General features: G+C 71.2%; 26 protein-coding genes and 1 pseudogene. 14 read left to right on the forward strand and 13 right to left on the reverse strand.

What is annotated here, in order from left to right:
• The first annotated feature begins 21 nt into the window (after positions 1-21).
• The 4 genes from ACVFI9_RS18920 (at position 22) to ACVFI9_RS18935 (ending at position 3,489) form a co-directional block, all read left to right on the forward strand.
• Positions 22-489 (forward strand): GNAT family N-acetyltransferase, encoded by a 468-nt coding sequence (locus ACVFI9_RS18920; RefSeq protein WP_474763718.1) that lies wholly within the window; start codon positions 22-24, stop codon positions 487-489.
• A 157-nt stretch (positions 490-646) separates the two neighbouring features.
• Positions 647-1,528, forward strand: a complete 882-nt coding sequence (locus ACVFI9_RS18925; protein ID WP_474763719.1) for an ABC transporter ATP-binding protein — start codon at positions 647-649, stop codon at positions 1,526-1,528.
• Positions 1,529-1,574: 46 nt separating this feature from the next.
• Positions 1,575-2,609, forward strand: coding sequence for an aliphatic sulfonate ABC transporter substrate-binding protein (locus tag ACVFI9_RS18930; protein WP_474763720.1), 1,035 nt, complete (start codon positions 1,575-1,577; stop codon positions 2,607-2,609).
• Between the two features lie 19 nt (positions 2,610-2,628).
• On the forward strand, positions 2,629-3,489 hold the full coding sequence (locus tag ACVFI9_RS18935; protein ID WP_474763721.1) for an ABC transporter permease: 861 nt from the start codon (positions 2,629-2,631) through the stop codon (positions 3,487-3,489).
• Between the two features lie 12 nt (positions 3,490-3,501).
• Here the strand turns inward: ACVFI9_RS18935 and ACVFI9_RS18940 are convergent, their stop codons facing one another.
• From ACVFI9_RS18940 to ACVFI9_RS18955, 4 genes are all read right to left on the reverse strand, one after another.
• On the reverse strand, positions 3,502-5,196 hold the full coding sequence (locus tag ACVFI9_RS18940) for a DUF5671 domain-containing protein (protein WP_474763722.1): 1,695 nt from the start codon (positions 5,194-5,196) through the stop codon (positions 3,502-3,504).
• Positions 5,196-5,660, reverse strand: coding sequence for an LpqB family beta-propeller domain-containing protein (locus tag ACVFI9_RS18945; protein ID WP_474763723.1), 465 nt, complete (start codon positions 5,658-5,660; stop codon positions 5,196-5,198). Before ACVFI9_RS18945 ends, ACVFI9_RS18940 begins: the two co-directional genes overlap by 1 nt.
• Positions 5,661-5,694: 34 nt before the next feature.
• The gene (locus ACVFI9_RS18950) at positions 5,695-6,981 is read right to left on the reverse strand and encodes an RNA polymerase sigma factor (RefSeq protein WP_474763724.1); all 1,287 of its coding nucleotides are present in this window, start codon (positions 6,979-6,981) and stop codon (positions 5,695-5,697) included.
• Positions 6,982-7,057: 76 nt separating this feature from the next.
• Positions 7,058-7,414 (reverse strand): YciI family protein, encoded by a 357-nt coding sequence (locus ACVFI9_RS18955; protein ID WP_474763725.1) that lies wholly within the window; start codon positions 7,412-7,414, stop codon positions 7,058-7,060.
• A 194-nt stretch (positions 7,415-7,608) separates the two neighbouring features.
• Between ACVFI9_RS18955 and ACVFI9_RS18960 the strand changes: the two genes are divergently transcribed.
• Positions 7,609-8,307 carry a DUF998 domain-containing protein gene (locus tag ACVFI9_RS18960; protein WP_474763726.1) on the forward strand — a complete coding sequence of 233 codons (699 nt, stop codon included), beginning with the start codon at positions 7,609-7,611 and terminating at the stop codon, positions 8,305-8,307.
• Here ACVFI9_RS18960 and ACVFI9_RS18965 read toward each other — a convergent pair whose 3' ends face one another.
• Positions 8,308-8,928: a TetR/AcrR family transcriptional regulator gene (locus tag ACVFI9_RS18965; protein WP_474763727.1), complete on the reverse strand. Its 621-nt coding sequence runs from the start codon at positions 8,926-8,928 to the stop codon at positions 8,308-8,310.
• 58 nt (positions 8,929-8,986) lie between these two features.
• Between ACVFI9_RS18965 and ACVFI9_RS18970 the strand changes: the two genes are divergently transcribed.
• Positions 8,987-10,489, forward strand: coding sequence for a DHA2 family efflux MFS transporter permease subunit (locus ACVFI9_RS18970; protein ID WP_474763728.1), 1,503 nt, complete (start codon positions 8,987-8,989; stop codon positions 10,487-10,489).
• A 10-nt stretch (positions 10,490-10,499) separates the two neighbouring features.
• Here ACVFI9_RS18970 and ACVFI9_RS18975 read toward each other — a convergent pair whose 3' ends face one another.
• A complete protein-coding gene (locus tag ACVFI9_RS18975; protein ID WP_474763729.1) occupies positions 10,500-11,291 on the reverse strand; it encodes a DNA alkylation repair protein in 792 nt (263 codons plus the stop codon).
• Between the two features lie 84 nt (positions 11,292-11,375).
• Positions 11,376-11,774, reverse strand: a complete 399-nt coding sequence (locus tag ACVFI9_RS18980; RefSeq protein ID WP_474763730.1) for a hypothetical protein — start codon at positions 11,772-11,774, stop codon at positions 11,376-11,378.
• A gap of 352 nt (positions 11,775-12,126) precedes the next feature.
• Here ACVFI9_RS18980 and ACVFI9_RS18985 point away from each other — a divergent pair, with 352 nt between their 5' ends.
• Entirely contained in the window at positions 12,127-13,650 is a 1,524-nt protein-coding gene (locus ACVFI9_RS18985; protein WP_474763731.1) for a DUF6421 family protein, read from the forward strand.
• The gene (locus tag ACVFI9_RS18990) at positions 13,650-14,312 is read left to right on the forward strand and encodes an SDR family NAD(P)-dependent oxidoreductase (RefSeq protein ID WP_474763732.1); all 663 of its coding nucleotides are present in this window, start codon (positions 13,650-13,652) and stop codon (positions 14,310-14,312) included. The genes ACVFI9_RS18985 and ACVFI9_RS18990 overlap by 1 nt, the downstream gene beginning before the upstream one ends.
• Before the next feature lie 16 nt (positions 14,313-14,328).
• On the opposite strand, the gene ACVFI9_RS18995 is transcribed toward ACVFI9_RS18990, so the two are convergent.
• The gene (locus ACVFI9_RS18995) at positions 14,329-14,997 is read right to left on the reverse strand and encodes a hypothetical protein (protein WP_474763733.1); all 669 of its coding nucleotides are present in this window, start codon (positions 14,995-14,997) and stop codon (positions 14,329-14,331) included.
• Positions 14,998-15,105: 108 nt separating this feature from the next.
• Positions 15,106-16,440: an MFS transporter gene (locus tag ACVFI9_RS19000; RefSeq protein WP_474763734.1), complete on the reverse strand. Its 1,335-nt coding sequence runs from the start codon at positions 16,438-16,440 to the stop codon at positions 15,106-15,108.
• 116 nt (positions 16,441-16,556) lie between these two features.
• Here ACVFI9_RS19000 and ACVFI9_RS19005 point away from each other — a divergent pair, with 116 nt between their 5' ends.
• Entirely contained in the window at positions 16,557-16,949 is a 393-nt protein-coding gene (locus tag ACVFI9_RS19005; protein ID WP_474763735.1) for a phage holin family protein, read from the forward strand.
• Between the two features lie 53 nt (positions 16,950-17,002).
• Here the strand turns inward: ACVFI9_RS19005 and ACVFI9_RS19010 are convergent, their stop codons facing one another.
• Positions 17,003-17,377, reverse strand: coding sequence for a cupin domain-containing protein (locus ACVFI9_RS19010; RefSeq protein WP_474763736.1), 375 nt, complete (start codon positions 17,375-17,377; stop codon positions 17,003-17,005).
• A gap of 179 nt (positions 17,378-17,556) precedes the next feature.
• Between ACVFI9_RS19010 and ACVFI9_RS19015 the strand changes: the two genes are divergently transcribed.
• From ACVFI9_RS19015 to ACVFI9_RS19025, 3 genes are read left to right on the forward strand one after another with little or no spacing between them, the layout of a single operon-like run.
• Complete coding sequence (locus ACVFI9_RS19015) at positions 17,557-17,892, forward strand: ArsR/SmtB family transcription factor (protein ID WP_474763737.1); 336 nt, start codon at positions 17,557-17,559, stop codon at positions 17,890-17,892.
• A complete protein-coding gene (locus ACVFI9_RS19020; RefSeq protein ID WP_474763738.1) occupies positions 17,889-18,383 on the forward strand; it encodes an SRPBCC family protein in 495 nt (164 codons plus the stop codon). Before ACVFI9_RS19015 ends, ACVFI9_RS19020 begins: the two co-directional genes overlap by 4 nt.
• Positions 18,380-18,943: a dihydrofolate reductase family protein gene (locus ACVFI9_RS19025; protein WP_474763739.1), complete on the forward strand. Its 564-nt coding sequence runs from the start codon at positions 18,380-18,382 to the stop codon at positions 18,941-18,943. The genes ACVFI9_RS19020 and ACVFI9_RS19025 overlap by 4 nt, the downstream gene beginning before the upstream one ends.
• Here the strand turns inward: ACVFI9_RS19025 and ACVFI9_RS19030 are convergent.
• Positions 18,928-20,303 (reverse strand): annotated as a pseudogene (locus tag ACVFI9_RS19030) (MFS transporter). The gene ACVFI9_RS19025 and the pseudogene ACVFI9_RS19030 overlap by 16 nt on opposite strands.
• A gap of 200 nt (positions 20,304-20,503) precedes the next feature.
• On the opposite strand from ACVFI9_RS19030, the gene ACVFI9_RS19035 reads away from it, so the two are divergent.
• Positions 20,504-21,574, forward strand: a complete 1,071-nt coding sequence (locus tag ACVFI9_RS19035; RefSeq protein ID WP_474763740.1) for a threonine aldolase family protein — start codon at positions 20,504-20,506, stop codon at positions 21,572-21,574.
• A 12-nt stretch (positions 21,575-21,586) separates the two neighbouring features.
• Here the strand turns inward: ACVFI9_RS19035 and ACVFI9_RS19040 are convergent, their stop codons facing one another.
• The gene (locus tag ACVFI9_RS19040; RefSeq protein ID WP_474763741.1) at positions 21,587-22,126 is read right to left on the reverse strand and encodes a flavodoxin domain-containing protein; all 540 of its coding nucleotides are present in this window, start codon (positions 22,124-22,126) and stop codon (positions 21,587-21,589) included.
• Positions 22,127-22,323: 197 nt separating this feature from the next.
• Between ACVFI9_RS19040 and ACVFI9_RS19045 the strand changes: the two genes are divergently transcribed.
• A complete protein-coding gene (locus tag ACVFI9_RS19045) occupies positions 22,324-22,917 on the forward strand; it encodes a nitroreductase family protein (protein ID WP_474763742.1) in 594 nt (197 codons plus the stop codon).
• 164 nt (positions 22,918-23,081) lie between these two features.
• Here ACVFI9_RS19045 and ACVFI9_RS19050 read toward each other — a convergent pair whose 3' ends face one another.
• Positions 23,082-24,824: a S8 family peptidase gene (locus ACVFI9_RS19050; RefSeq protein WP_474763743.1), complete on the reverse strand. Its 1,743-nt coding sequence runs from the start codon at positions 24,822-24,824 to the stop codon at positions 23,082-23,084.
• Positions 24,825-25,161 lie beyond the last annotated feature (337 nt).

Genomic DNA, 25,161 nt, shown 5'->3' on the forward strand with positions numbered 1-25,161 from the left:
GTGGCATGGGAACATGGGCGGATGGCGACCCCCGACATCCGACTCGTTCCCAAGTCCGACGACGAGACCGCGCGGTGGCTTCCCGTGGCGATGGGCGCCTACGAGCGGGCCCGAGTGGCGGCCGGCGATTCCCCCGAGCAGGCGGCGGCCGCACGGCAGGCCTCGCAGGACCAGTTCTTCCCCGAGGGGCGAGCCGTCGAGGGCCACTTCCTCTTCACGATCCTCGTCGACGATGAGGACGCCGGCTGGCTCTGGGTCGGCCCGTCACCCGACGCCGGGAGCTGGTGGATCTGGGATGTCGCGGTGCACGAGGCGTATCGACGCCGGGGCATCGGCCGGGCCGCCATGATCCTCGCCGAGGACCTCGCGCGCTCGCAGGGGGCCACCGAGATGCGCCTCAACGTCTTCGCCTACAACGAGCCCGCGATCCGCCTCTACGACGAGCTCGGATACGAGACCGCGGCGGTGCACAAGCACAAGCGGCTCTGAATCCGCGGCGCGGGTCGTGCGCCGGTCCGGCGCCGTCCGCGTGTTACGCCGTGCGTCGGCGCGTGTTACGTCGCGGGTCGAGCCCGGCTGACACATCGACGGCCCGTGGGTAGCGTCGGGGTCACCCCACCCCCTGCACGCCCCGCGAGGAGCATCGATGACGGCGACATCCGTGACCGGCCGACAGCCGACCGTGCGCACGGCCGCGCGTGCCGACGCGACCGCCGCCGCGCCCATCGCGTTCCGCGGCGTCGGCCGCGCCTTCGGAGCTGGTGACGCGGCCCGGCCCGTGCTGCGCGACATCACGCTCGAGGTCGCCGCCGGCGAGATCCTCGCCATCCTCGGGCCGAGCGGATGCGGCAAGTCGACCCTCCTGCGCATCGCCGGGGGTCTCGACCGCCCGACGAGCGGCGAGGTGGCCATCGCCGAGACGACGGTCGCCCCGTACGACCGGCGCACCGGTGTGGGGTTCCAGGAACCGCGACTGCTGCCGTGGCGCTCGATCGCGAGGAACGTCGCCATCGGCCTGCCGCGGGGCACCCCGCGCGACACGGCTCGCGAGCAGGTCGCGCGCCTGCTCGGACTCGTCGGGCTCGCCGAGTTCGCCGGTCACCGGCCGCGCGAGGTCTCCGGCGGCATGGCGCAGCGCGCCTCGCTCGCCCGGGCGCTGGCCCGCAACCCGGGCGTGCTGCTGCTCGACGAGCCGTTCGGCGCCCTCGACGCGCTCACCCGGCTGAAGATGCAGGACCTGCTGCTCGACGTGCACCGCGCCGAGCCGACCACCGTGCTCCTCGTCACGCACGACGTCGACGAGGCGCTGCAGCTCGCCGACCGCGTGATCCTCCTCGGCGCCGAGGGCGACGAGCCGGGCGCCGTGATCCGCCAGACCGTCGTCGTGCCGGGCCGCCGCCCGCGCGACCGCGGCTCGGCCGAACTCGCCGAGCTGCGCGGCCGCCTCCTCGACGGCCTCGGCATCGACCGGCACGGCGCCGCGCGCGGCGTCGAGACCACGACCACCATTCCGCACTACCCGTACTGACGGCGCCGCACAGCACCCGGCACCGCCCGACCACCTGAGGAGTTCCATGTCCCGCACCCCGTACCTCACGTCCGCGCTCGTCGCGGGCGCCGCCGCCACCGCACTGCTGCTCTCGGGCTGCGTCGCCGGTGAGGGCCAGGCCGCGGAGCCTGCCCCCGCCGAGAGCGGCGAGGCCGTCTCGCTCGAGGGCCAGACCCTGAACATCGACTTCGCGACCTACAACCCGCTGAGCCTCATCATCAAGGACCAGGGGTGGCTCGAGGATGCCGGCCTCACCGTGAACTGGATCCAGTCGGCGGGCTCCAACAAGGCCAACGAGGCGCTCCGCGCCGGGGCCATCGACGTCGGGTCCACGGCCGGGTCAGCCGCCCTGCTCGCCCGCTCGAACGGCTCGCCCATCCAGGTCATCGACATCTACTCGCAGCCCGAGTGGGCGGCGCTCGTCGCTCCCGCCGGTTCCGCGATCGAGGAGGTCGAGGACCTGAAGGGCAAGCAGGTCGCCGCCACGAAGGGCACCGACCCGTACTTCTTCCTGCTGCAGGCGATCGAGTCCGAGGGACTCTCGCCCGACGACATCGTGCTCCAGAACCTGCAGCACGCCGACGGCTGGGCGGCCCTGCAGAACGGATCCGTCGACGCGTGGTCGGGCCTCGACCCGATCATGGCCGGCGCCGAGGAGCAGGGCGCGACGCTCTTCTTCCGCAACGTCGACTTCAACAGCTACGGGTTCCTCAACGCCACCGAGACCTTCCTCGCCGAGAAGCCCGAGGTCGCACAGGCGGTCGTCGACGCGTACGAGACCGCACGCGCCTGGGCCGCCGAGCACCCAGAGGAGACCGCGGAGATCCTCGCCGAGGTCGCCGGCCTCGATCTCGCGGTGGCCACGAAGGTCATCACCGAGCGCTCGAACCTCGACGTCGACCCGGTGCCCGGCGATGCACAGGTCGAGGTGCTCGAGAAGATCGGCCCGATCTTCGTCGAGCTCGGCGACGTCGCCTCGCAGCAGCAGGTCGACCAGGCCCTCGACACCCTCATCAACGACGAGTTCGTGACGAAGGCCGACGCCTCGCGCTTCAACTGAATCGCAGACGGGAAGAACCATGACTGACACGGATGCCGCGGCTGCGACGCTCCCGGCCGTCACCCGCACGGGAGCGCCGACCGCCGAACGCGGGCGGGATCGCGCCGCGGCATCCGTGCCCCTGACCCGACGGCGCTGGTTCGTCATCGTCGGCGGCGCGCTCATCCCGGCCCTGCTGCTCCTCACGTGGCAGTACGTGTCGACCAACGGACTCGTGCCGGTGTCGCAGCTGCCGAGCCCCGAGATGGTGTGGCTCGCCGCCGTCGACCTCGCGCAGCGGGGACTGCTCGGCCAGTACATCGCCATCTCGACGCAACGCGTGCTGCTCGGCTTCGCGGCGGGCGCGACGATCGGCCTCGCGTTCGGCGCCGTCGTCGGGTTGAGCCGCTTGGGCGACATCCTCCTCGCGCCGACGCTCGGCGCGATCCGCGCGGTGCCGTCGCTCGCGTGGGTGCCGCTGCTGATCCTGTGGTTCAAGATCGGCGAGGAGTCGAAGATCATCCTCATCGCGATCGGCGCGTTCTTCCCCGTGTACACGATCGTCGCGGCGGCACTGCGACACGTCGACCGTCAACTCCTCGAGGCCGGCCGCGCGTTCGGCCGTCACGGCCTCAGCCTGTTCACCACGGTGCAGCTGCCGGCGGTCGTGCCGTCGGTGCTCTCGGCGCTGCGGCTCGCGCTCGCGCAGGCCTGGCTCTTCCTCGTGGCGGCCGAGCTCATCGCGTCGTCGATGGGGCTCGGGTTCCTGCTCGTCGACTCCGGCAACAACGGTCGGATCGACCGCATCTTCCTCGCCATCATCACGCTCGCCGTGCTCGGCAAGCTGACCGACGCGATCGTCGGCCTGTTCGAACGGTGGGCGATCCGCCGCTGGGCGTAGCGACGCCGAGCGTCAGTCCGCCAGCGGCACGACCTCCACGTGGTCGCCGGGGCCCGCGAGCACGAGCACGCGCTTGCCCGTGAGGCCCTCGAGCGCGGCCACGACGGCCGCGGCATCCGCCAGCGCCTCGGGCGCGGCTTCGGTCAGCGCAGCCGGCTCCGGCACGGCCCGTCGCCAGGTCGTCACGGATGCTCCGGTCGCCTCGCGCACCGCTCGCTCGAGCGCCTCGGTGTCACCCGCGGCCACGAGGACCACCCGGCCGAGACGTCGACCGGTGGCGAGTCCCAGCTCGGCGACGACCGCACGATCGCGCCGCCAGACGGCGAAGTGGTAGCCGAACACGAGGGCCGTGGCCACGAGGAGGCCGAGCGGGGCGCGCACGCGGTCGATGAGGCTGCCGCCGGTGCCGGTCTGCCCCAGGCCGAACTCGAACAGCCGGAAGCCGATCACGAGCAGCGCGATCAGCGCGACGACGGCGCTCAGCCCGAACACCGCGACGAGGTACACACGTCGGCCGGTGTTCGCGACCTCGTCGGGCTCGACCCGCCGCGTGGGCCGCCAGCTCAGCCACCAGACGGGGCCGCCCACGACGAGCGCGCTGATTCCTCCGAGCAGCAGTCCCCGGCTGTCGGATGCCGCGAGCGGGCTCACCAGCTCGGCGAGCGTGGCGTTCAGGACGACGCCGATGCCCGACGCGGCCGCCGCGAGGCCGACACCCGACATCACGAGCGTCGCGGCGCGGCGCGTGCCGTCGGAGCGCTCGACCGCGATGCGGCGGTGATACCACCACACGAGCGCGCCGACGACGGCTGCGGCCACGGCCGTGCCGAGCGGTCGGAGGATCTCGCTCGCCGGGTCGCCCGGGTCGAACGCCAGCCGGAGTCCGACGTGCAGGGCCGTGCCGACGCCGCCGAGCATGAGCACGCCCGCGCCCATGACGCCGACCACGACGAGTGCGACCGCGGCCAGCCCGGTGCGCAGGCGACGGGCGTCCTCGCGGTACCAGTGCCACCACCAGATCGCCGCACCGACCACCGCCCAGATGAGGCCCTCGACGACGGCGCGCCACCACGGGCCGCCGGCGATGCTCTGCGCGGTCGCACCGCGGATGGCCGCGTCGAAGAGCGCTCCGAGCGCGTTCACCGCGCCCGTGACGCCCGCGACGAGTCCGAACACCGAACCCACGACCGCGGGTACCGTGGCCAGGCGCACCGGATGCTTCAGCCGGTGCCGCCACATCCACCGATGCCACGCCCAGACCGCCGCCCACACGACACCCGTGGCGAAGTCGCCGGGCGACCAGCGTCCCTCGACGAGGGAGGTCGCCGTGCCGACGAGCGCTCCGGTGGCGACGATGAGCGACACCGTGTACATGCCGGCGACGTAGAGGCCCCACGCGAGCGACATCCGCTCGGACTCCTCGCGAAGCCGACGCCAGGACACCCACCAGAGCACGGCGGCGAGCGGTCCGCCGATGAGGGCGAAGGCGAGCGAGAGCGCGAGGTCGGTGACGCCGCCGATGGCGGATCGGTCGCCGAGCTCGAGCACGCGCTCGAGCAGGCCCGCCACACCCGAGGCCGCGATGATCACGAGCGCGAAGAGGATCGTGTAGACGATGAGTCGCCGCACGGTGCCCTGCGCCGAACCGGGTGCCGCGGGCGCGGGAACCACCGCGGGCGGGCCCGCCGGGGGCAGGTTCTCCGACATCACTTCACCTCCTGCGGGGCGCAGATGCTGAGCGACCAGGGCGCCGACTCGATGAGCCAGGAGTCGCCGTCGGCGACGAGATCGAACACGGCCTCCTCCTCGTACTGGGAGGAGCCGAAGAGCCCGCCCTGGTACGACCACACGATGAGCACCCGGACGTCGGCGGAGTCCTCACGCCGGGTCGTGGACTCGAGCGTCACGCGCATGTCCTGCACCATGCTGGGCTCGATGCGCTGGCAGTCGTCGGCGAGCTCGGGCACCAGGTACTCCATGGCGGTGTCCTCATCGCTCGCGATGACGGCAGCCGCATACCGTTGCACGACGCCCTCGGGCGTCGACTCGTCGAACAGCTCGGGCTCGCCGCGCGTGAACACCACGATGAGCGCGATCACCACGAGGGCGCCGATCACGGAGAGGATGACGATGAGGGTGCGGTCGGGCCTCGCGGGGGGTGCGTCGGTCATGTCCCTCATCATGGCGCGGGCCGATCCTGCTTCGCTACGACGAAACGCCACCGAGCTCCCTGGCCGTCCTGGCCCGCCGTTCGAGGAGCGCCTGCTCGCTCGCGTTCGACGTCATCGCGGCGGCGCGCTCGAACTCGACCGCAGCGTCCTCGCCCCTGCCGAGCCGCTCGTAGAGGTCGCCGCGCACGCTCGGCACGAGGTGGTAGCCGCGGAGCGCCGGGAGATCGGCGAGCTGCTCGAGCAGCGCGAGCCCCGCCTCGGGCCCGCGCGCACGGCCGAGCGCCACTGCACGGTTCAGCTCCGCGACCGGCGAACCGGTGCGGCGGCCGAGCTGCTCGTAGAGTGCGGCGATGCGGCTCCAGTCGGTGTCGTCGACGGATGCCGCACGCGCATGCTCGGCGGCGATCGCGGCCTGCAGCAGGTACGGGCCGGGTTCCGCGGCCCCGGCGCCGGCCACCACCAGCGCCTCGGCACGGGCGAGCGCGTCGGTGCCGCGGCGGATGCGCGAGGCATCCCACCGGGTGCGGTCCTGTGCGTCGAGCAGGATCGGTGCACCGTCGGCGTCCGCCCGGGCGGCGAGGCGCGACGACTGGAACTCCATGAGCGCCGAGAGCCCGAGGACCTCGGCGTCGTCGGGCACGAGCGCGGTGAGGATGCGGCCGAGGCGCACCGCCTCGTCGCAGAGCGCGGGCCGCATCCAGTCCGCGCCCTCGGTCGCCGAGTACCCCTCGTTGAAGAGCAGGTACACGACGCCGAGCACCGTCTCGAGCCGCTCGGCCCGTTCCTGGCCGCTCGGCTCCTCGATGGCCGCACCGGCCTCGGCGAGCGTGCGCTTGGCGCGCGAGACGCGCTGCGCCACGGTCGCCTCGGGCGCGAGGTACGAGCGCGCGATCTCCCGCGTGCTGAGGCCGGCGACGAGCTTCAACGTGAGCGTGGTCTGCGCCTCCGGCGTGAGCGCCGGGTGGCAGCAGATGAACATGAGGCGGAGCACGTCGTCCTCGACGTGATCGATGCCGGCCGCCGGATCGTCGTCGACGGTCTCCGACAGTTCGTGCGCGAGCCGGGCCGCCGCCTGGTCGTGCCGGGCGCGCGCGCGGAACACGTCGATGGCGCGCCGCTTCGCCGTGGTCATCAGCCACGCGCCGGGGTTGTCGGGCACGCCCGACACCGGCCACTGCGCGAGCGCGGCGACCACGGCGTCCTGCGCGACGTCCTCGGCGAGCGCGACGTCGCGCACGATGCGCACGAGTGCGGCGATCAGGCGCGTCGATTCGAGCCGCCAGATCGCCTCGATCGCGGCGCGCGTCGTCTCGTCGCCCACGCGAGCATGAGACCACGCGCGCCGCGAGCGCGCAACCCGCGAGTCGCGCAGGTCGGCTCGGGGCGCGCGGACCGGATCAGAACTCGGCGATCTGCCGGATCTCGACCGTGCCGCGCCAGTTCGGGATGTGCTCGAGGTGCAGCTGCACGAGTCGGCGGCCGAGCTCGACGGCCTCCTCGCGCGTGTGCACCTCGACGATCGCGTATCCGCCGACGAGCTCCTTCGCCTCGGCGAACGGTCCGTCGACGGCCTTCATGCGTCCATCGGCGGCCGAGATGATCGCCCCGGCGTCGCTCGGCAGCAGCCCCTGGCTCTCGACGAGCGTGCCGTTCATCCTGCCCTCCTGGTCGTAGGCCGCCATCGCCTCGTACAGCGAGCCGGGCACCTCCCACGGCGGGTTCTCCTCGGTCTGCACCATGCACAGGAATCGCATCGTGTCGTCCTCCTTCTGGTTCCGGCACGCCCCGTCGGCGTGCCCTCACCATAGCGACGCCGCTGCACGCCGGTTCTCGACATGGACTTCCGAATCTTCTCGGCGGTCCATGTCGAGAACGGCTTCCTCCCCGCGTCGTCTTGGTGAGCGAACCGATCACCCCGATCGGATCGACCGAACGGGAAGGACCCATCATGGACACCGAAACCACCGGCCGCACTCCCGCAGCGACGCCGGAGGCCCCCGACCGCAGACCGGCGCACGCCACGGACCGATCCACTCGTCGGCTCGTCACGGCGGGTGCCGTGGCCGGTCCGCTCTTCGTCGTGGTCGCCGCCGTGCAGATCGTCACGCGCGAGGGATTCGACCTGGCGAGGCATCCGATCAGCCTGCTGTCCCTGGGCGACGCCGGCTGGGTGCAGATCGCGAACTTCATCGTCGCGGGCGTGCTCATGCTCGCGTTCGCCGTTGGAACGCGGCGAAGCCTCGGTGCAGGACCCGGACGACGCTGGGCGCCGGTGCTCTTCGGGGTGTACGCGGCCGGGCTCATCCTCGGCGGCGCCTTCACGGCCGACCCGGCGCTCGGCTTCCCGGAGGGCGCGCCGGCCGGCTACCCGGCCGAGTGGACCTTCCATGGCACGGTGCACGCCGTCGCCCCGCCGCTCGCGTTCCTCGCCCTCGTGGCGGTGACGTTCGTGGTGGCGAAGCGCCTCTCGTGGGAGGGACGCCGACGTGCGGCCGTCTGGACCCGGGTCGTCGGCATCGCCTGCTTCGTGCTCACCCTGCCCTTCGAGGCCGGGATGAGCGTGCGCCTGTTCGTCGGCATCGCCCTCGCGTTCGCGTGGATCACGGCCTACGCGGTCTCGCTGCTCAGGGTCCCTGCCGCGGCGTGATCACCAGGGCTCGTCGGCCGCCGGCATCAGGTCGCGCACGCGGTTCACGGCGTCGGGGAAGCACGAGTCGAGCACTTCGGTGACGGATGTCTCGGTGCCGTAGGCACCCACGAGCCGGAGGCCCACGATGGCGTTGATGAGCATGCCGTTGGCCATGAAGTCGCGGGTCTCCTGCTCGCTGAACCCGGCCTCGTCCCGCACGAAGCGCCAGACCGAGTTGAAGCCCGCCCGCGCGACGGGGCCGAGTTCGGAATCGCCGCCGAGCGCGGTGGAGTTGGCGATGACGGGCAACATGCCGCGTTCGGCGAGCAGCCCGGCGTAGGCGGCGGCCATGCGGTTCAGGCGTTCGTCGACGGGACCGGGCAGCGCCCGTCGGAACTCCTCGATGATGCGGGCGTAGGCGCGTTCGATCACGGCGATGTAGAGCTTTGCCTTGGTGCCGAAGAGCCGCACGACGTACGGCTGGCTCACGCCGGCCGCGCGCGCCACCTCGTCGGTCGTCGTGCCGACATAGCTCTTCGCGCCGAACACGGCGGTCGCCGCGGCGAGGATCAGTTCTCGCCGGTCGGCCGCCTTCATCCGCGGAGCCGTCTGGACCGGTTCGACATTCATGGTTGACATGTTATCAGTCGATTACTACTCTCCAAGTAATCATTCGATAACAACCGAGGAGTACCCCGTGTCAGCCACCGCCCTCGACGCCGTCGTCTCGGCGCGCGTCCCGAAGCCGAGCCCCCTGTGGCTCGTGCTCCTGGCCACCGCGCTCCCGATGTTCATGGCGAACCTCGACAACCTGGTCATGACGAATGCCCTGCCCGTCCTCCACGCGGAGTTCGGGGCATCCGTCGAGGAGCTGCAGTGGTTCATGAACGCGTACACGCTCGCATTCGCGTCGACGATCCTCATGGCCGTGGCTCTCGGCGACCGCTTCGGCCGGCGAACGGTCTTCGTCGTCGGCATCCTCGTGTTCACCGTGAGCTCGGCACTGGCTGCGCTCGCGACCGATCCGGGCCAGCTCATCGCCGCCCGTGCCGCGCAGGGGTTCGGCGCCGCCGCGATCCTGCCGCTCTCGCTCACCCTGCTCGCCGGAGCCGTGCCCATCTCGCGTCGGCCACTCGCGATCGGCATCTGGGGCGGCGTGGCGGGTCTCGGCGTTGCGACGGGCCCGCTCATCGGCGGCGCCGTCATCGAGGGATGGGCGTGGCAGGCGATCTTCTGGCTCAACGTGCCGCTCGGAGCCGTGTCCGTCGGGGTCGCCCTCCTGGCGCTGACGAACAGCTTCGGGGCGCGTCTGCGTGCCGACGTCGTGGGACTCGTGCTCTCGGGCGTCGGGCTCCTCGGCCTCGTCTACGGCATCGTGCGGGGCAACGACGCCGGCTGGGACAGCTTCGAGGTGCTCGGCAGCCTCGTCGGCGGCGCGGTGCTGCTCCTCGCATTCACGATCTGGGAGACCCGTGCCGCCGCACCGCTCCTGCCGCTGCGCCTCTTCCGCGATCGCAGTTTCACGGTCGCCAACCTTGCGGGCTTCGGCTTCGCCTTCGGATCCTTCGGCGCGATCTTCATCCTCATCCAGTTCCTGCAGGTCGTGCAGGGCGCGTCCCCGCTCGAGTCCGCGTGGCAGACGTCCCCCTGGACGCTCGCGCCGATGGTCGTCGCGCCGCTCGCCGGGGCCGTCGCGGGTCGGGTCGGGACGCGGACTCTCATCGTCGCGGGGCTCGCCGTGCTCGCCGCCTCGCTCTTCTGGTTGTCCCAGCTGCTCGACGCCGACGTCGCCTACTCCGCCTACGTCGCGCCGTTCATCCTGGCCGGCGTCGGTATGGGCCTCGTGTTCGCACCGTCGGCGACCGCCGTGCTCGCCACGATGGCGCCCGACGACCACGCGAAGGCCAGCGGCACCAACTCGATGCTCCGCGAGGTCGGCGTCGCCCTCGGCATCGCCGTGTCGACCGCCGTGTTCACCGGTGCGGGCGGTGCGCTCACGCCCGCCGACTACACGGTCGGCGCCCAGCCGGCAGTGCTCGTCGGAGCGGCGGCGCTGCTGGTCTCGGCGCTCGTCGCCCTGCTGCTGCCCCCGGGCCGCGGGCCCGCACGGACGCCGGAGCCAGAGCCTGAGCCGCTCGCCGCCGCGAGCCACGAGCCCGAGGCGTCCGAGCCCACCGTGCCGGTCGGGGCCGGCGTGTAGGACGAGCGGTTCAGCGCATCGCGCGGTAGGCGGCCCGTTCGCCGGGCGTGAGGTGCTCGGTCGCGTACGAGAGCATCGTGCGCGGCATCCGGGGGGCGTACTCGTCGAGGAATCCGAGGAGTGCGCCCCGGTCCACGCGCTTGCCCAGCTCGCGGAGCATCCACCCGACCGCCTTGTGCATGAGGTCCTCGCGATCGTCGAGCAGTCGCGGCGCGAGCCGGAGGATGGGCCCGCCGTCACCCGCCTTGAGGAACGCGAGGGTGGCGAGGACGCCGACCCGTCGTTCCCAGAGCGAGGCGGATGCCACGAGCTCATCGAGCAACGGGTCGTCGCCGCGCCCGGACTCCTGCAGGAGCCCGCCGACGAGCACCGGCGCCGAGAGGTCGACGAGGTCCCAGTTGTTCACCCGGCCGCCGCGGACGGCGCGGAGGTACGCCCCGTGGAGCGTGGCGCGGGCCGCTTCGTCGCGTGTCCGGGCCCGGCTCGCCGCCTCGAACTGCCGCACCATGATGAGCAGTGCGGTCATCCGATGCTCGTGCACGTCGCTCGCCAGGAGTTCGTCGAGTTCGCCGAGCGGGAGATGCGCGAACCGCGTCACGATCGCCCGCGTCGTCGGCAGCGTCGAGCCGATGAATCGATCGCCTTCGCCGTACTCGCCGGGTCCGGTCTTGAAGTAGCGCGCCGAGCCCGCCGCCCGCTCGGGCGAGGCGTGCTCGGCCAGGGCCGCCCGCACGTCCGCCGCCGTGCCGGCTGCTTCCCCCGCGGCATCCGCTCGACCAGCCGCCCCCTTCGCCGCGCCCATGCTCGCACCCTACCGCGCACGGCGAACCGGCACGGTGCTCGTCATCGAGTCGCCGCGCCGGTCTTCGGGGTTCGAGGTCGTCGTTCAGCGAGGGCCTCCCAGGGGCGAGAGGTCGTCGTCGAGGTCGACCTGCACGGTGCGGCCGCTCTTCAGCTCGCGGAGGGCATCCGCGCTGAAGTTCGTGCCGGTCGCGGACGCCCCCGAGTGCAGCTCGCGCCGCGCCTCGGCCGTCCACGGCGCCCGCACGTCGGACTGCACCGCCTGCTGGACCGACTCGGCCGTGATGCGGTTCTGCACGCGCGTGGGCGAGAGGTCGTCGCGGACGATGACGTGGCCGCGAGCGAGGCCCATGGCCGCCGCGTTCTCCGCCGGGCGGAGATCGTCGCGCACCCCGCCGCCCGATGCCGCCGCTCCGGCGCAACCGCTCATCAGTACGGCCAGCGACACGGTGGCGATCACCGGTGCCGCGATTCGTGTGGTCATGATCCCATTCCTTTCCTCGAGTGGGGATACCGGGAAAGCTACGGGTCCGCGCGCTCGACCGGATCCGGGGCGGCACCCCCGGAGCCGTCCGAGTCTCCTGAGATTTCCTCAGTACAGGAAGGCCGGATGCCACGCCGAATGGCTCGGACCGGTCGGTATCCGCCCCTCAGGGTCGCGTTGCGCGACATGGCGGACTTCACCGCGAAATCTTGCGGGCACGCAAGAAAGCCGCGCCAACCGACAACACATCGCCGGAAGCCGCGATCTAGCCTTGGAGCAGCGGCGGATCAGCCGCGTCACGACCACGTATGGCCGCATCCCGCGGCCCGCAACCCGGGGAACGGAGGTTCACATGTCGAATGTCACGATCGACGCCATCATCGGCGAACCCGAGGTCCTCGAAGACGAGGTCACCGCCGAGCAGATCGCGCTCGCCCACGACGTGGAGTCCGACCCGGCCTGGGTCACCCTCAAGGGCTCGGCCACCCGCCTGCAGGGCCTGCAGGCGAAGGACGGCTCGGTGCCGCGACCGGTCGCTGAGCCTGCCGAAGCGGGCACCGATGCCATCGTCGAGGCATCCGCGCTCGTCGATGCCATCGTCGAGTCGATCGAGGCGCTCGCGCCCCGGTTCCCGCACCAGGCCGCGTACCTCGCGGCCTCCGTGCAGGACTTCCGGCGCTGGCAGGCCGAGGGATTCGGCGTTCCCGACTTCCTCGACTCGCTCGTCGAGTTCCAGCCGCAGCGGCACCGCGTCGACGGCATCCGTCATCTCGTGGTGTTCCCGATGTACACGCAGAACGGCTCGAGCGACCGGCACGTCGAGGCGCTCGTGGTCGAGACGATCTGGCCCGAGTTCGTCGCCGCGCTCGAGGCCGGCGAGTACGGCAACAAGCTGTTCGTGAGCCTGCGGCTCGTGGACTTCACGCCGGGGTACGACACCAACTCGGCCGTGCTGTTCCCCGAGACGGTCGCGATGCGGGAGATCCCCACCTTCACGTGGGGCGCGATCTTCCAGGATCGCGAGGCGGCGCGCTACCGCAAGGTCGTGCGCGCGGCATCCGACATCACGAAGCTCGACCTGCCCGACGACGCGGCGGCCCTGCTGACCGACCAGGACCTCGCCGAGCGCACCTTCGTGATGTGGGACATCATCCACGACCGCACGCACATGCGCGGCGACCTCCCGTTCGACCCGTTCATGATCAAGCAGCGCATGCCGTACTTCCTCTACTCGCTCGAGGAGCTGCGCTGCGATCTCACGGCCTTCCGTGAGGCCGTGAAGATCGAGCGCAGCCTCCGCCGTCGGGCGACGTCCCCCGAGCCTGTCGAAGGGGCCGGCGCTTCGACAAGCTCAGCGAGCGAGTTGTCGGAGGTCGAGCAGCAGCTGCTCGAGCACGCGAAGCTCGTGCAGTACGCGGTGATCTTCGATCGCATCTTCCGGTTCGCCATCACGGGTTCGCGCGTGCGCAACTACGACGGGCTCGGCGGCCAGCTGCTGTTCGCGTGGCTGCACCAGAAGCACGCGCTCGAGTGGACCGACGTGCAGCTGAGCTTCGACTGGGACGCCGTGCCGGACGCGGTGGTCGAACTGGGCGACGCGATCGACGACCTGTACTGGAAATCGATCGACCGCCCGAAGACGGTGCACTGGCTCGCCGCGTACGACCTCGTGCGCAGCGTCCTCACGCCGAACCCCGCGTCGGTGTGGGCGCAGGGCCTCTCGCGCGAGGTGCTCGCCGGGCCGCCGAAGGGCTACACCGATCTCGTGATGGACGACGAGTTCCCGCTGTCGATGTTCTACGAGGCGCTCGACAAGAAGATGAGGCCGGTCATCGAGTCGACGGTCGGCATCACGGGCAAGACGGTGATCCAGTAGTGTCCGCAGACGGCGTCGAGGGGCGCACGGTGCTCGTCGCCGGTGCGACGAGCGCCTCCGGGCGCGCGGTCGCGCGTGCGCTCCTCGACGCCGGAGCCCGCGTCGTCGTCGTCGGCAGCGACGAGGGCCGGCTCCGCCTGCTGGAGTCCGACGTGCCGGGGGTCATCGCCGAGCTGGCCGACCTCACCGACGGAGACGACGTGCTCGAGCTCGCCATGCGCGTGCATGCGCGCGTCGGCGACGTCGACGGCGTGGTGCACCTCGTCGGCGGGTGGCGGGGCGGCGGCGGCATCGCCGGGCAGACCGAGGAGGACTACCGGGTGCTCGAGCGCTCGTTCACCGCGCTCCGCTACGTGAGCCGGGTCTTCTGGGACGACCTCCTCGCCTCTCCGGCCGGGCGCATCGCGATCGTGTCGTCGACCACGGTCGACGCACCCACCGCCGGTTCCGCGAACTACACGGCCGTCAAGGCGGCCGGCGAGTCGTGGATGCAGTCGCTCGCCCACGGCATCCGCAAGGCGGAGGCGCCGGCGGCGGCGGTCACGTTCCGGGTGACGTCGCTCGCAGGGCTCGAGGATCGGCTCGGGGCATCCGTCGTCGACCTCTGGCGGGCGGATGCCGCAGCACTCAACGGATCGGTCCACGAGCTCACCTCCGCCTGAGCGCCCGCCCGCTGCGTCAGTGCTCGCCGCCCGTGAGGTGGACGGCGCGGCCCCAGCACCCGGCGTCCTGCCAGCGGTAGTCCTGGCCGACGCCGGCGTTGCCGTTCAGGGCCCGCTGCCATGCGGCGACCTCCTCGGGCCTGAGGTCGGCCGGCATCGCCGGGAACCGGTTCGACGTGTCGGGGCCGGGGTTCCACCACTCCCAGTAGAGGTACTCCTGACCGGCGTCGGCCATGCAGTCGCGCACCACCTGCTGGAACGCGAGCCATCGCTCCTGCTCCTCGTGGGTCGGCGGCGCCACGCCCGTGCCGTCATCGGTACCGATGTCGTCGGATGCCCCGCCGTCGACGCCTGCCGGGGGCCCCGGGGCCTTCGAGGGCGGACCGGCCGGCGGCGCAGAAGGCGGGGCCGGTGCTGACGAGCCGGGCGGCGCTCCCGGCGCGGGGGTCGGCGCGGGTGCACTGTCGGCCCGCGCCTGGCCGGCGTCGTCGGTCGGGGTCGCCTCGCCCCGCTCGCCAGCGGCACCCGAGTCGATGGCGTACCCGTCTGGCGCGGTCGATGGCGCTGCCGGATACCTCGCGTCGTAGAAGACCGGGGCGCCGGTCGTGGCCGCGGCGGCGCCGACGAAGGTGGCGGCCAGCACCGCGGCGGCGACCCCGAGGCCGAGCGGGAGCGCCTTCTGCATGAGCGCCTCCTCTCGGCCACCCGTCACCCGTGCCGGGCCGGTGTGCCCGACATGCTATCCACGATGGTTGTCCCCCGAAAGTGTCATGCGACGAGCGTGACGAAACCGTCACACAGGCGGCAGCGAGGCATCCGTCGCCGGCTCGTCCCCCGTTTTCGGCTGTTCGAGCGTCGCCTCTGCCGGCGTCACATCACGCGCCGTGTCGGCCACCGGCTTCTGCGCCCGACTCAACAGCACGAACGGCGTCGCGATCGCCGCGATGATGCCGCTCCAGAGCATCGAGGCGCTGTACCCGCCGAGGTCGGCGGACCGCCCGAGGATCGGCTGGAACACTGCACCGCCCGCGCTGCCGAGCAGCGAGTCGAACGAGAGCACCGTGGCCCGCTGCTTCGACGGGATCATGTCGTTGAGGTAGGCGCGGTGCACGGGGTCGTCGATCGACGAGGCGATGCCCCACAGGGCGACGAGCGCGATCGCGACCCAGAAGTTCGTGGTGAACGCGAGCGCGACGAGCACGAGCGCGCTCGACACGGTGGCGAGGAGGATCGCCGACGTGCGCTTGCGGAACAGTCGCCGCACGTAGGGCGCGAGGAGGCCGCCCACGATACCCGCGCCGGAGAGCAGGGCCGCCGCGAGTCCTGCGATCGAATAGGCGCCCTCGTCGCCCCAGAGCTCGAGCAGGTAGGGCTGGAGAGCGTAGAAGACGTAGAAGCCGACCCCCGTGGTGAACGGCGTGACGAACATGAGCCACCGCACCGGCGGGTTGCCGAGGCCGTACCGGATCGAGGCGCGGAGCACGTTGCCGGTGGCCTTGATCGGCCCCGCGCCGCGCTCGGGCGTGAACCCGAGATCGCGCATGAGCAGCGCCGCGACCAGGAGCATGAGCACGAGCACGCCCGCACGGATGAGGAACGGCACCCCGAGGTCGGTGAGCTGGGCCACCACGCCGCCGAGCACGGACCCCGCGAGCATGGCGACGCTCCCGACGATCATGGCGCGGCCGAACACCGTCTCGAGGCTGCCCTGGTACTCGGTCGCGTGCAGCGCATCGACGAGCCACGCGTCGACCGCGCCCGAGAAGAAGGTGAACCCGAGACCGAGCAGCACCGACACGACGGCCCACGCCCAGAAGGGGGATTCCCACACCCAGAGCAGCCAGTAGAGCACGGTCGTCACGGCGAGGGTGATCGTGCCGAGCAGGTACGAGGCTCGCCGGCCGAGCGTGTCGGCCACGACGCCCGTCGGGATCTCGAAGAGGAACATGCCCGCGCTGAAGAAGGCGTTGGCGGCGAACGCCTCGAGGTTCGTGAGGCCCGCATCGAGGAGGAACAGGGTGTTGATGCCCCAGATGAACGACGCGGCGAGCGTGTTGCCGAGCGTCAGCGTGTAGTACACGGCCTGCACGCCCCTGGCGGTGGGGGCGGGTCGCGCTGCGGCGTTCACGTTCGCCTCTGACGGGGAGTCACCCGATCATCATGCTCCCGGCCACCGTCATCGGCAACGGATGCGCGCTGGCGCGGCGATCCGCCCGCCGTCGTGCCGGCCGATACCCTCGACGCATGCTGCGCCTCGTCATCCGCATCCTCATCTCCCTCGTCACGTCTGCGCTCGGCCTGCTCATCGCGATGTGGATCCTGCCCGGCTTCCACATCGAGTGGGGCGGCTTCCTGGTCGCGATCCTCGTGTTCACGATCGCGCAGGCCGTGCTCGCGCCCTTCATCTTCAACGTGGCGCGGAAGTACGCCTCGGCCATCCTCGGCGGCATCGGGCTCGTCTCCACGTTCGTCGCGCTCCTCATCGCGTCGCTCTTCCCGAACGGCATCCGCGTGGACGACCCCGTGACCTGGGTGCTCGCGACGCTGGTCGTGTGGATCGTCACCGCGCTCGGCACCTGGCTGCTGCCGCTCATCTTCCTGAAGCGGCGAGCCGGAGACCGCGCGAACGCGACCTGACGGCCGGGCTGCCGGCCTCCCGCCGGCGGCGTCGGGCTGCGTCGTTCCGCGCTTCAGTCGAGCTCGCGCAGCACCGCGGTGCGCTCGCTCGGGGTATCGCCCGTGTTCACGGTGCCGCGCGGTTCGATGAGGATCGCCGACACCTCGCCCTCGGCGCGCGGGCAGTGCTCGACGCCTCGAGGCACGACGTAGACGTCGCCCGGGCCGAGCACGACGTCACCGCCGTCCTCGTCGCGCTGCTGGATCACGAGCTCACCCGAGACGACGAGGAACAGTTCGTCGGTCTCGGGGTGGCTGTGCCACGTGAATTCACCGAGCACCTTCACGACCTTCACGTCGTAGTCGTTGACGCTCGCGAGCCGGTGCGGCTGCCAGTGCTCGGTGAACGAGTCGAGGGCCGCCTGGAGGTTCCGCACGTGTGCTGCCATGTGTCGATCATTCCCGATCCGGGCCGGCTGCGCTTCCCCGGTCGAAGGAGGACCCGGGCGACCCGCCGGCGCGCGGTCGGCGTGTCGCCCCGAATGCTCCGGCAACCGCGCGCGAGGCCTTGACGCGGCATCCGCCCGCTCGTATGGTTAAGCAGATCATTAATTAAGGAGTTGCTTACGTGAGAGCTGCCGACGACGCGCTCAGCCTCGTCTTCCACGCGCTCGCCGACCCGACGAGGCGTGCGATCCTCTCCCGCCTGCACGGCGGGCCGACGACCGTGGGCGAGCTGGCCGAGCCGTTCGCGATGAGCCGACCGGCGATCTCGCAGCACCTCAGAGTGCTCGAGCGGGCGGGGCTCATCGAACGCACCACCACGGCCCAGTGGCGCACCTGCACGCTGCGCACCGAGCCCCTCGACGAGGCATCCGAGTGGGTGGAACGGCACCGCGGCGAGTGGAACGAGCGCTTCGACCTGCTCGACGAGCAGCTCCGCAGAATGAAGGGGAAGTCATGACCGACCAGCACACGCCGGTGACCACGACCACCGGCACGCACGCACCGCAGTTCACCATCACCCGCATCTTCGATGCGCCGCGCGAACTCGTCTGGCAGGCGTGGACGGTGGAGGCGGATGCCGCGACCTGGTGGCACCCGCGAGGCATCTCGATCAAGCCGGGCAGCGTCGCCATCGACGTGCGCACGGGCGGCCGATACGCCTACACGATGGTGAACGACGCCGACGGCTCCGAGTACCCGACGGCGGGCGTCTACCGAGAGGTCGTCGAGCCCGAGCGCCTCGTGTTCACCTGGGCGTCGCCCGACGACGACGACGCGACCGCCCCGGTCGTCACCGTCACGTTGCGCGAACTCCCCGGCGATCGCACCGAGATGCTGTTCCACGTGCTCGGCTGGGACGGCGCACCGGGCGACGACAACGTCTACGACGGGTGGAGCTCGGCGTTCGACCTGCTCGCCGAGTACCTCGCGAAGGAGGTCGCATCGTGACCGGCCGCCTCACCGTCGAGCAGATCGTGAGCGTCGACGGGTACGCCGCCGAACCCGACGGCGGCATCCGCTTCATGCAACCGACCGAGGCCGATGACCTGAACGACGCCGACCAGCTCGCCTTCCTCGAGCACGTCGACGCGATCGTCCTCGGCGCGAACACCTACCGGATGTTCGCGGACTACTGGCCGAAGGCCGACCCCGCGGTGGAGGCGGTCGCCGAGCCGATCAGCCGCCTGCCGAAGTTCGTCGTCTCCAATTCGATGACGGATGCCCCGTGGGGCGACGGTGCCATCGAGATCCTCCGCGGCGACGGCGCCGAGTCGGTCGCCGGGCTCAAGGAGCGATTCGGCGGCATCGTCGTGTGGGGCAGCCTCACGCTCGCGGATTCGCTCTTCGAGGCGGGACTCGTCGATGAGCTGCGCCTGCGCGTCGTGCCGGTCCTCATCGGTGCCGGACGTCCGTTCACCCCCGAGTCGCTCGGCGAGCGCCGCCTCGAGCTCGACCGCGTCGTGTCGCAGCCGAGCGGGCACGTCGGCATGACCTACCGCCTGCGCTGAACCTCGTCGGCTCGGTCCCCGGCCGCGGCACCGGCCGGGGACGCCCCGGCGTCCTCGGACGCGTCAGGCGCGTGCCCCTCGAACTCCGCCGAGAGGAGCCGGTACGAGCGGGTGCCGAACGCGATCAGGGCGAGGGCCACGAGCGCGAGCCCGCTGAAGAGGAAGATCAGGGCGATGCCCCGCATGTCCCCCTCGCCGAGCAGCCACTCCCAGGTGGCACGGCCGTCGCCGGACTCCATGTACGGGATGACCCAGAACTCGGCGATGGGCGCGATGATGAACGCGGTGATCGGCGCGGCCGCCGCCTCGAACGCCTGCGCGAACCCGAACACCCGCCCCTGCCGCCGGAACGGCACGACCTTCTGGATGATCGTCTGCTCGGCCGCCTCGACGGCGGGGATGAGCGTCATGTAGAGCCAGATGCCGGCTGCGTACAGGAGCCACCATTCGCGAATCGTGAACAGCGCCCCGAGCAGGCCCATGACGATGACGATGACGAGCATCGTGCGGATCGGATTGCGGCCGAGCCCCCACTTCGCGATCACGAGCCCGCCCACGATGAATCCGGTCGAGGCGACGCCGAACACCACGCCCCACGCCTCGACGGGGAACAGGGTGAGGCCGTACGGATCCATGAGGGCGATGTAGACGCCGCCGATGAGGTTGTTGAACGTCGTGAACAGGATGAGCGCGAACAGGCCGGGCGCGGCGCGCACGGCGGCGATGCTGCCGCGCAGGTCGACGGCGGGCGGACGCTCGCCGTCGACCACGGGCTCCTCCTCCGGGATCCGGATGAAGAGCAGGTGCACGAGCGCGACGAGGGTCGCCACGATGGCGATGACGAGCGTCCAGCCCATGCCGAGCAGTCCGATCGCGAGGCCGCTGAACACGCTCGTCACGATGAAGGCCAGGCCCTGCACGGTGCCCACCATGCCGTTGGCGTTCGCATGGCGCGCCTCGGGGACGAGCAGCGTGACCGTCGTCGACAGGGCGATGTTGCGCATGTTCTCGACGACCGAGCCGAACAGGATGATGCCGGCGAACACCCAGAACCACGGGCCGCCGAGGTCGAGCAGCGCGGATTCGGGCTGCACGAGGTACAGCAGCCCGGCGATCGCGAAGGAGGCGAGGGTGATGATGTCGAGAGCACCATCACCCGGTGCTTCCGGTGCCGATCGACGATGGTGCCGAACGCGATGCCGAAGATCGCGATGAGCAGCATGTAGGCGCCGCCGATGATGCCGGTCGCGAGCACCGACCGCGTCTCGAGGTATACCCAGAACGTGAGCGCGAACCACAGGAAGCTCGTCGTGACGTTCGCGATCATCGTGTTCGCGAGCACGTGCATGAAGGTGCGCATGCCGCCAGGCGGCGGGGTCACGCCCGCCGGCGTCGACCCGGTCGCCGACGGCACCCCCGCCGGGTCGGTACCCCCCATGGTCCCGGTCACCCTTGCGAGGGTAGTCACGGCCCCCGACATCCGGAAGACCTCCGCGGACGCCCCGATCGCGCCTGTGGACCGGGCGGCATGCGGATGCCTCGAGGTGGCAGGATTGTCGGGTGAACCAGCTCCACGACATCACCGTCCGCGGCTTCGCCTCCGACAACTACTCCGGCGTGCACCCCGAGGTGCTCGCGGCGATCAGCGCCGCGAACGGCGGGCATCAGGTCGCCTACGGCGAGGATGCCTACACCGAGCGCCTGCAGGACGTGTTCGCGCAGCACTTCGGCGCGGGCGTCGAGGTGTTCCCGGTGTTCAACGGCACCGGCGCGAACGTCACCGGCCTGCAGTCGATGCTCCCCCGCTGGGGCGCCGTCATCAGCGCGTCCACGGCGCACATCAACTCCGACGAGGGCGGCGCGCCCGAACGCGTCGGCGGCATCAAGCTGCTCACGGTGCCGACACCCGACGGCAAGCTCACCCCCGAGCTCATCGACCGGGAGGCGTGGGGCTGGGGCGACGAGCACCGCGCGCAGCCGCTCGTGGTCTCGATCACGCAGACCACCGAGCTCGGCACCGCGTACTCGGTCGCCGAGGTGCGCGCGATCGCCGAGCACGTGCACCGGCACGGCATGAGGCTGCACATGGACGGCGCCCGGCTCTCGAATGCGGCGGCCTCGCTCGGCCTGCCCCTGCGTGCGTTCACGCGCGACGCGGGCGTCGACGTGCTGAGCTTCGGCGGCACCAAGAACGGCGCGCTCGGCGGTGAGGCCATCGTGGTGCTGGACCCCGAGGCATCCACGGGGCTCAAGTACCTCCGGAAGCTCAACATGCAGCTCGCCTCGAAGATGCGGTTCGTGTCGGCGCAGCTCATCGCGCTGCTCGAGGGCGACCTGTACCTGCGTAACGCGTCGCACGCGAACGCGATGGCCAGGCGGCTGCGCGACGCGCTCGACGCGGGCATCGCGGCCGGCGACCTGCCCGGACTCGGGTTCACGCAGGAGACCCAGTCGAACGGCGTGTTCGCCACCCTGCCGCCGGGCGTCGCCGACCGCCTTCGCGAGCGATTCCGGTTCTACGACTGGAACGCCGCCCGCGGCGAGGTGCGTTGGATGTGCTCCTTCGACACCAGCGAGGACGACATCGACGCGTTCGTCGCCGCCATCCGCGAGGAGCTGGCGCGCGTCTAGGCTGGGCCGTCGCTACGGCCGCGGCGCCGGGCCGACCAGCTCGTCGGCGACTGAGCGGGCCCAGGCGTCGATCGCGTCCCAGTCGCGGAAGTCGCCCTCCGGCATGACGTCGCGGATCGCAGGCATCCACGCGATGATGCGGTCCGCACCGCGGATCTTGTCGTGGTGGTACGCGCCGCGGAACACCTGCTTGCCGCGCGGGTGCACGAGGTCCTCGTACTCGGTGAACTGCTTGGGTTCGGCGCCCTTCAGTACGTCGTTGCCCTCCTTGTCGACGGTCTCGCTGCCGAGCGGGCCGCTGGAGAACAGCCACGTCGGTTTCGCTGCGAGCACTTCGGCGTTGCGCTCCACGAACTTCCTGGCGCTCTTCCGCCAGTTGAACTCGTAGGTCGCCGAGCCGACGACGTAGGCGTCGTACTCGGATGCCTCGTCGACGTCCTTGCACATGCGCACGTCGGCCTCGAGCCCGCGCTGCCGCAGCACCTCCACGATCCGCTGCGCGATGCCCTCCGTCGCGCCGTACTTGCTCGCGTAGGCGACCAGCACCCTCATCACGATCCCCCTTCGTCGTCGCATGCGCTTCCCGAGGTCGTGACGCTACGCTCGACGACGGTGCTCCGCGAGTGACCAAGGTCCCGCGGGTGCCGACGCACCGGGGCACCCATGGAATATGCATCTGCATGTATTACGTTGACAGAGGTGGGCGACGGAGCCCGGCACCCGTCCACTCGCACGAAGGCAGCACCCGCATGACCCTCCTCAGCCCTCCCGACACGCGTCGCGCCGCGACCGACGCGCCGCTCATCGGCCCGCTCGCCGACCGTTGGAGCCCGCGGGCGTACGACCCCTCGGCCGAGGTCGCTCCCGACGTCGTGCGCACGATCCTCGAAGCCGCCAGGTGGGCACCCTCGGCGAACAACCTGCAACCCTGGCGCTTCATCGTCGCCCGGCGCGGAACCGACGCGTTCGCGACCGTGCACGACGCGCTGAGCGGATGGAATCGGGCATGGGCGGACTCGGCCGCACTCCTCATCGTCAACGTCGCCGAGGTGGCCGACCCCGATGGCAACCCGCGCCGGTGGGCGACGTACGACCTCGGCCAGGCGGTCGCGCACCTCACCGTGCAGGCGCAGCACGAGGGTCTGCACACCCACCAGATGGGCGGATTCGACGCCCCGCGGATCCACGAGGCGTTCGGGCTCGAGGCGAGCCTCGAGGTCGTGTCGATCACCGCGATCGGCGTGCTCGGCGACGCGGAGGCACTTCCCGAGACGCTCCGCGAGCGCGAGGTCGCCCCACGCCGGCGCCGACCGCTCGAGGAGCTCGTGCTCGCGGCCGAATAACCCCCACCCCGGGCAGAATTCAGGTCTGGTGCGGCTTCTTCGCGTGGTCGACACGGCGATTCGCCGTCGACTTCGTCGACCCTTAGCATCCGTTCCTGAATTATGAACGACGAAGGGGCGGATGCCGCAGCCGCGACATCCGCCCCTCGCATCGGTTCAGCCGATCAGCCGCCGACGGCCGCGAGCGCGTTGATGATGCCCGCGCCGTAGAAGCCGTTCGACTCCAGGGTGCCCTCGCACGTGTGCGTGGCGGTCGCGACGTTGCCGTTCGGCAGGATCCGCGTGTAGGTGTACGCCGCGGGGTCGGGGCAGGCGGTCGCCGTCGCCGACTCGAGCAGCATCTCCTCCACGTCGGCCGGGTCGAGCGTGAGCCCGCCCCGCTCGCGCTCGCCGTAGGCGCTCACGATGAGCGCCGCGACGCCGGCCGCGTGCGGTGAGGCCATCGACGTGCCCTGCAGGTACTGGTAGTACGCGCAGTCCTTGCCGTTGACGTCGCAGCTCTGCACGGCCCACGGCACGATGACGTCGCCGTTCTCGTCGATCGCGCCCTCGGCCTCGGCCAGCGCCGCCGGGTAGGCGGCGAGGATGCCCGCCTGGTAGTCGCGCTTCATGTCGGCGGTGTCGTACACGTCGCCACCGGGTGCCGCGACATCCACGAACCCGTTGCCGTAGTTCGAGTAGTACGCCTTGCGCTCGGAGATGCCGGTGCTCGAGACCGAGATCACGCCGTCACCCTCGGTCGGCATCGAGATGCACGTCTCGGGGTCGAGGAGGTCGCGTACGTAGGCGACCTCGCCGGGCACGCTCGCGAAGTCGGGGCTCGACGCGTCGGAGATCACCTTCGTGTAGTCGCTCGCGCCGTTGCCGGCGGCCGCGACGAGGGTGACGCCGCTCTCACGCGCGAAGTCGAGCGCGCGCTGCATGGCCTCGATGATGGTCTGCTGCTCGGCCTGGTCCTCGGCGCTGTCGGCCGGGTGGTCGGTGCAGTTGAACAGCCACGGGTCGACGTAGTAGCTCATGTTCACGACGTCGATGCCGTGCTCGCCGGCGTAGGTGAGCGCGTCGACCGAGGCCTGCAGGAAGAAGTATCCCGAGTCCTGGCCCGCACGGAGGTTCACCAGCGTGACCTCGGGCGCGACGCCCGCGATGCCGATGCCGTTGATCGGCGAGCCGATCGTCGAGGCGACGTGCGTGCCGTGGCCGTTCTCGTCGACGTCGGCGGGGTCCTCGCAGGACTGGTCGGGCTCTTCGGCGCAATCGCCGTCGACCGGGTCGCCGTTGGCGTCGACGGGGATGTCGACCGTGAAGTTGCGGCTCAGGTGCTTGTCGAAGTTCGGCTTGATGTCGGGGTGGCTGCCGTCGACGCCGGTGTCGAGGATGCCCACGAGCACCTTCTTGTCGCCGCGCTCGACCGCGTACGAGCCGTCGACCGTCGCGTCGATCTGCTGCATGTCCCACTGCAGGTCGGCGAGCGGCTCGGCACCCTTGACGGGCTTGCCCGGGTCGCTCGGCTTGCCGAGGGCGGCCGCCTCCTCGCCGGTCACGCGGGTCTCGCGCTCCACGGCCTCCTCGCGGAGCCGCTGCTTGGCCGCCGAGTCGTCGGGCACGCCGCCGACCACGCGGTTCTGCGCGGTTCCTTCGATGGCCGCCTGCTCCGCGGCCTGCTCGGCGAACTCCGCGTCGGTCGTGACGACGGTGGCGACGCCGATCGCGGTGTTCTCGCTGAGGATCGTGCCGCCGGCGGCCTCGACGGCGGCCTGCGCCTCTGCCGAGGACGTTCCCTCGGCGAACAGGACGACGTACTGCTGCTCCCCGTCGTTGGGGGCGGCTGATGCGGCGAACGCGGATCCGGCTGCCATGCCGGTGACGGCCAGTGCGAAAACTGCCGTCGTGGCGATGGATCTCATCACTCTCATGGAGTTGGATGTCCCTTCTTCGAAATGGCACCCGAATAGGGTGCACACTCGCGCCATGCTGGCAGAGGCGCGGACGAAACGGAAGGGTCTTGTCCGGATGTCGCGGATGTCGCGGATGTCGCAGATCCTGCGGCATCGGCTCGCGGGATCCGGGTGCTCGCGCTGTGCCGTGTGTGCCCGCACCGTGCCCCTGCGCGGAATTCAGGAACGCGGCACGCCGACGCTGTGGTCGGAACGGCGATTCGTTGCCGATCCCGCCACCACGAGGCATCCGTTCCTGAATTCCGAACAGGCGCCACGGATGCCACGGCGCCCGCGTTCCTGAATT

This window comes from Agromyces sp. NSFZ (assembly GCF_056156205.1).

What these genes read in the sequence shown, in the direction of transcription:
- ACVFI9_RS18995 (WP_474763733.1), bottom strand. Translation starts at nt 14,997, where the DNA reads ATGCAGAAGGCGCTCCCGCTCGGCCTCGGGGTCGCCGCCGCGGTGCTG.
- ACVFI9_RS18965 (WP_474763727.1), bottom strand. Translation starts at nt 8,928, where the DNA reads ATGTCAACCATGAATGTCGAACCGGTCCAGACGGCTCCGCGGATGAAG.
- ACVFI9_RS18960 (WP_474763726.1), top strand. Translation starts at nt 7,609, where the DNA reads ATGGACACCGAAACCACCGGCCGCACTCCCGCAGCGACGCCGGAGGCC.
- ACVFI9_RS18940 (WP_474763722.1), bottom strand. Translation starts at nt 5,196, where the DNA reads ATGTCGGAGAACCTGCCCCCGGCGGGCCCGCCCGCGGTGGTTCCCGCG.
- ACVFI9_RS18935 (WP_474763721.1), top strand. Translation starts at nt 2,629, where the DNA reads ATGACTGACACGGATGCCGCGGCTGCGACGCTCCCGGCCGTCACCCGC.
- ACVFI9_RS18930 (WP_474763720.1), top strand. Translation starts at nt 1,575, where the DNA reads ATGTCCCGCACCCCGTACCTCACGTCCGCGCTCGTCGCGGGCGCCGCC.
- ACVFI9_RS18925 (WP_474763719.1), top strand. Translation starts at nt 647, where the DNA reads ATGACGGCGACATCCGTGACCGGCCGACAGCCGACCGTGCGCACGGCC.
- ACVFI9_RS18980 (WP_474763730.1), bottom strand. Translation starts at nt 11,774, where the DNA reads ATGACCACACGAATCGCGGCACCGGTGATCGCCACCGTGTCGCTGGCC.
- ACVFI9_RS18945 (WP_474763723.1), bottom strand. Translation starts at nt 5,660, where the DNA reads ATGACCGACGCACCCCCCGCGAGGCCCGACCGCACCCTCATCGTCATC.
- ACVFI9_RS19050 (WP_474763743.1), bottom strand. Translation starts at nt 24,824, where the DNA reads ATGAGATCCATCGCCACGACGGCAGTTTTCGCACTGGCCGTCACCGGC.
- ACVFI9_RS19020 (WP_474763738.1), top strand. Translation starts at nt 17,889, where the DNA reads ATGACCGACCAGCACACGCCGGTGACCACGACCACCGGCACGCACGCA.
- ACVFI9_RS19010 (WP_474763736.1), bottom strand. Translation starts at nt 17,377, where the DNA reads ATGGCAGCACACGTGCGGAACCTCCAGGCGGCCCTCGACTCGTTCACC.
- ACVFI9_RS18985 (WP_474763731.1), top strand. Translation starts at nt 12,127, where the DNA reads ATGTCGAATGTCACGATCGACGCCATCATCGGCGAACCCGAGGTCCTC.
- ACVFI9_RS19040 (WP_474763741.1), bottom strand. Translation starts at nt 22,126, where the DNA reads ATGAGGGTGCTGGTCGCCTACGCGAGCAAGTACGGCGCGACGGAGGGC.
- ACVFI9_RS18920 (WP_474763718.1), top strand. Translation starts at nt 22, where the DNA reads ATGGCGACCCCCGACATCCGACTCGTTCCCAAGTCCGACGACGAGACC.
- ACVFI9_RS19005 (WP_474763735.1), top strand. Translation starts at nt 16,557, where the DNA reads ATGCTGCGCCTCGTCATCCGCATCCTCATCTCCCTCGTCACGTCTGCG.
- ACVFI9_RS19045 (WP_474763742.1), top strand. Translation starts at nt 22,324, where the DNA reads ATGACCCTCCTCAGCCCTCCCGACACGCGTCGCGCCGCGACCGACGCG.
- ACVFI9_RS18955 (WP_474763725.1), bottom strand. Translation starts at nt 7,414, where the DNA reads ATGCGATTCCTGTGCATGGTGCAGACCGAGGAGAACCCGCCGTGGGAG.
- ACVFI9_RS18975 (WP_474763729.1), bottom strand. Translation starts at nt 11,291, where the DNA reads ATGGGCGCGGCGAAGGGGGCGGCTGGTCGAGCGGATGCCGCGGGGGAA.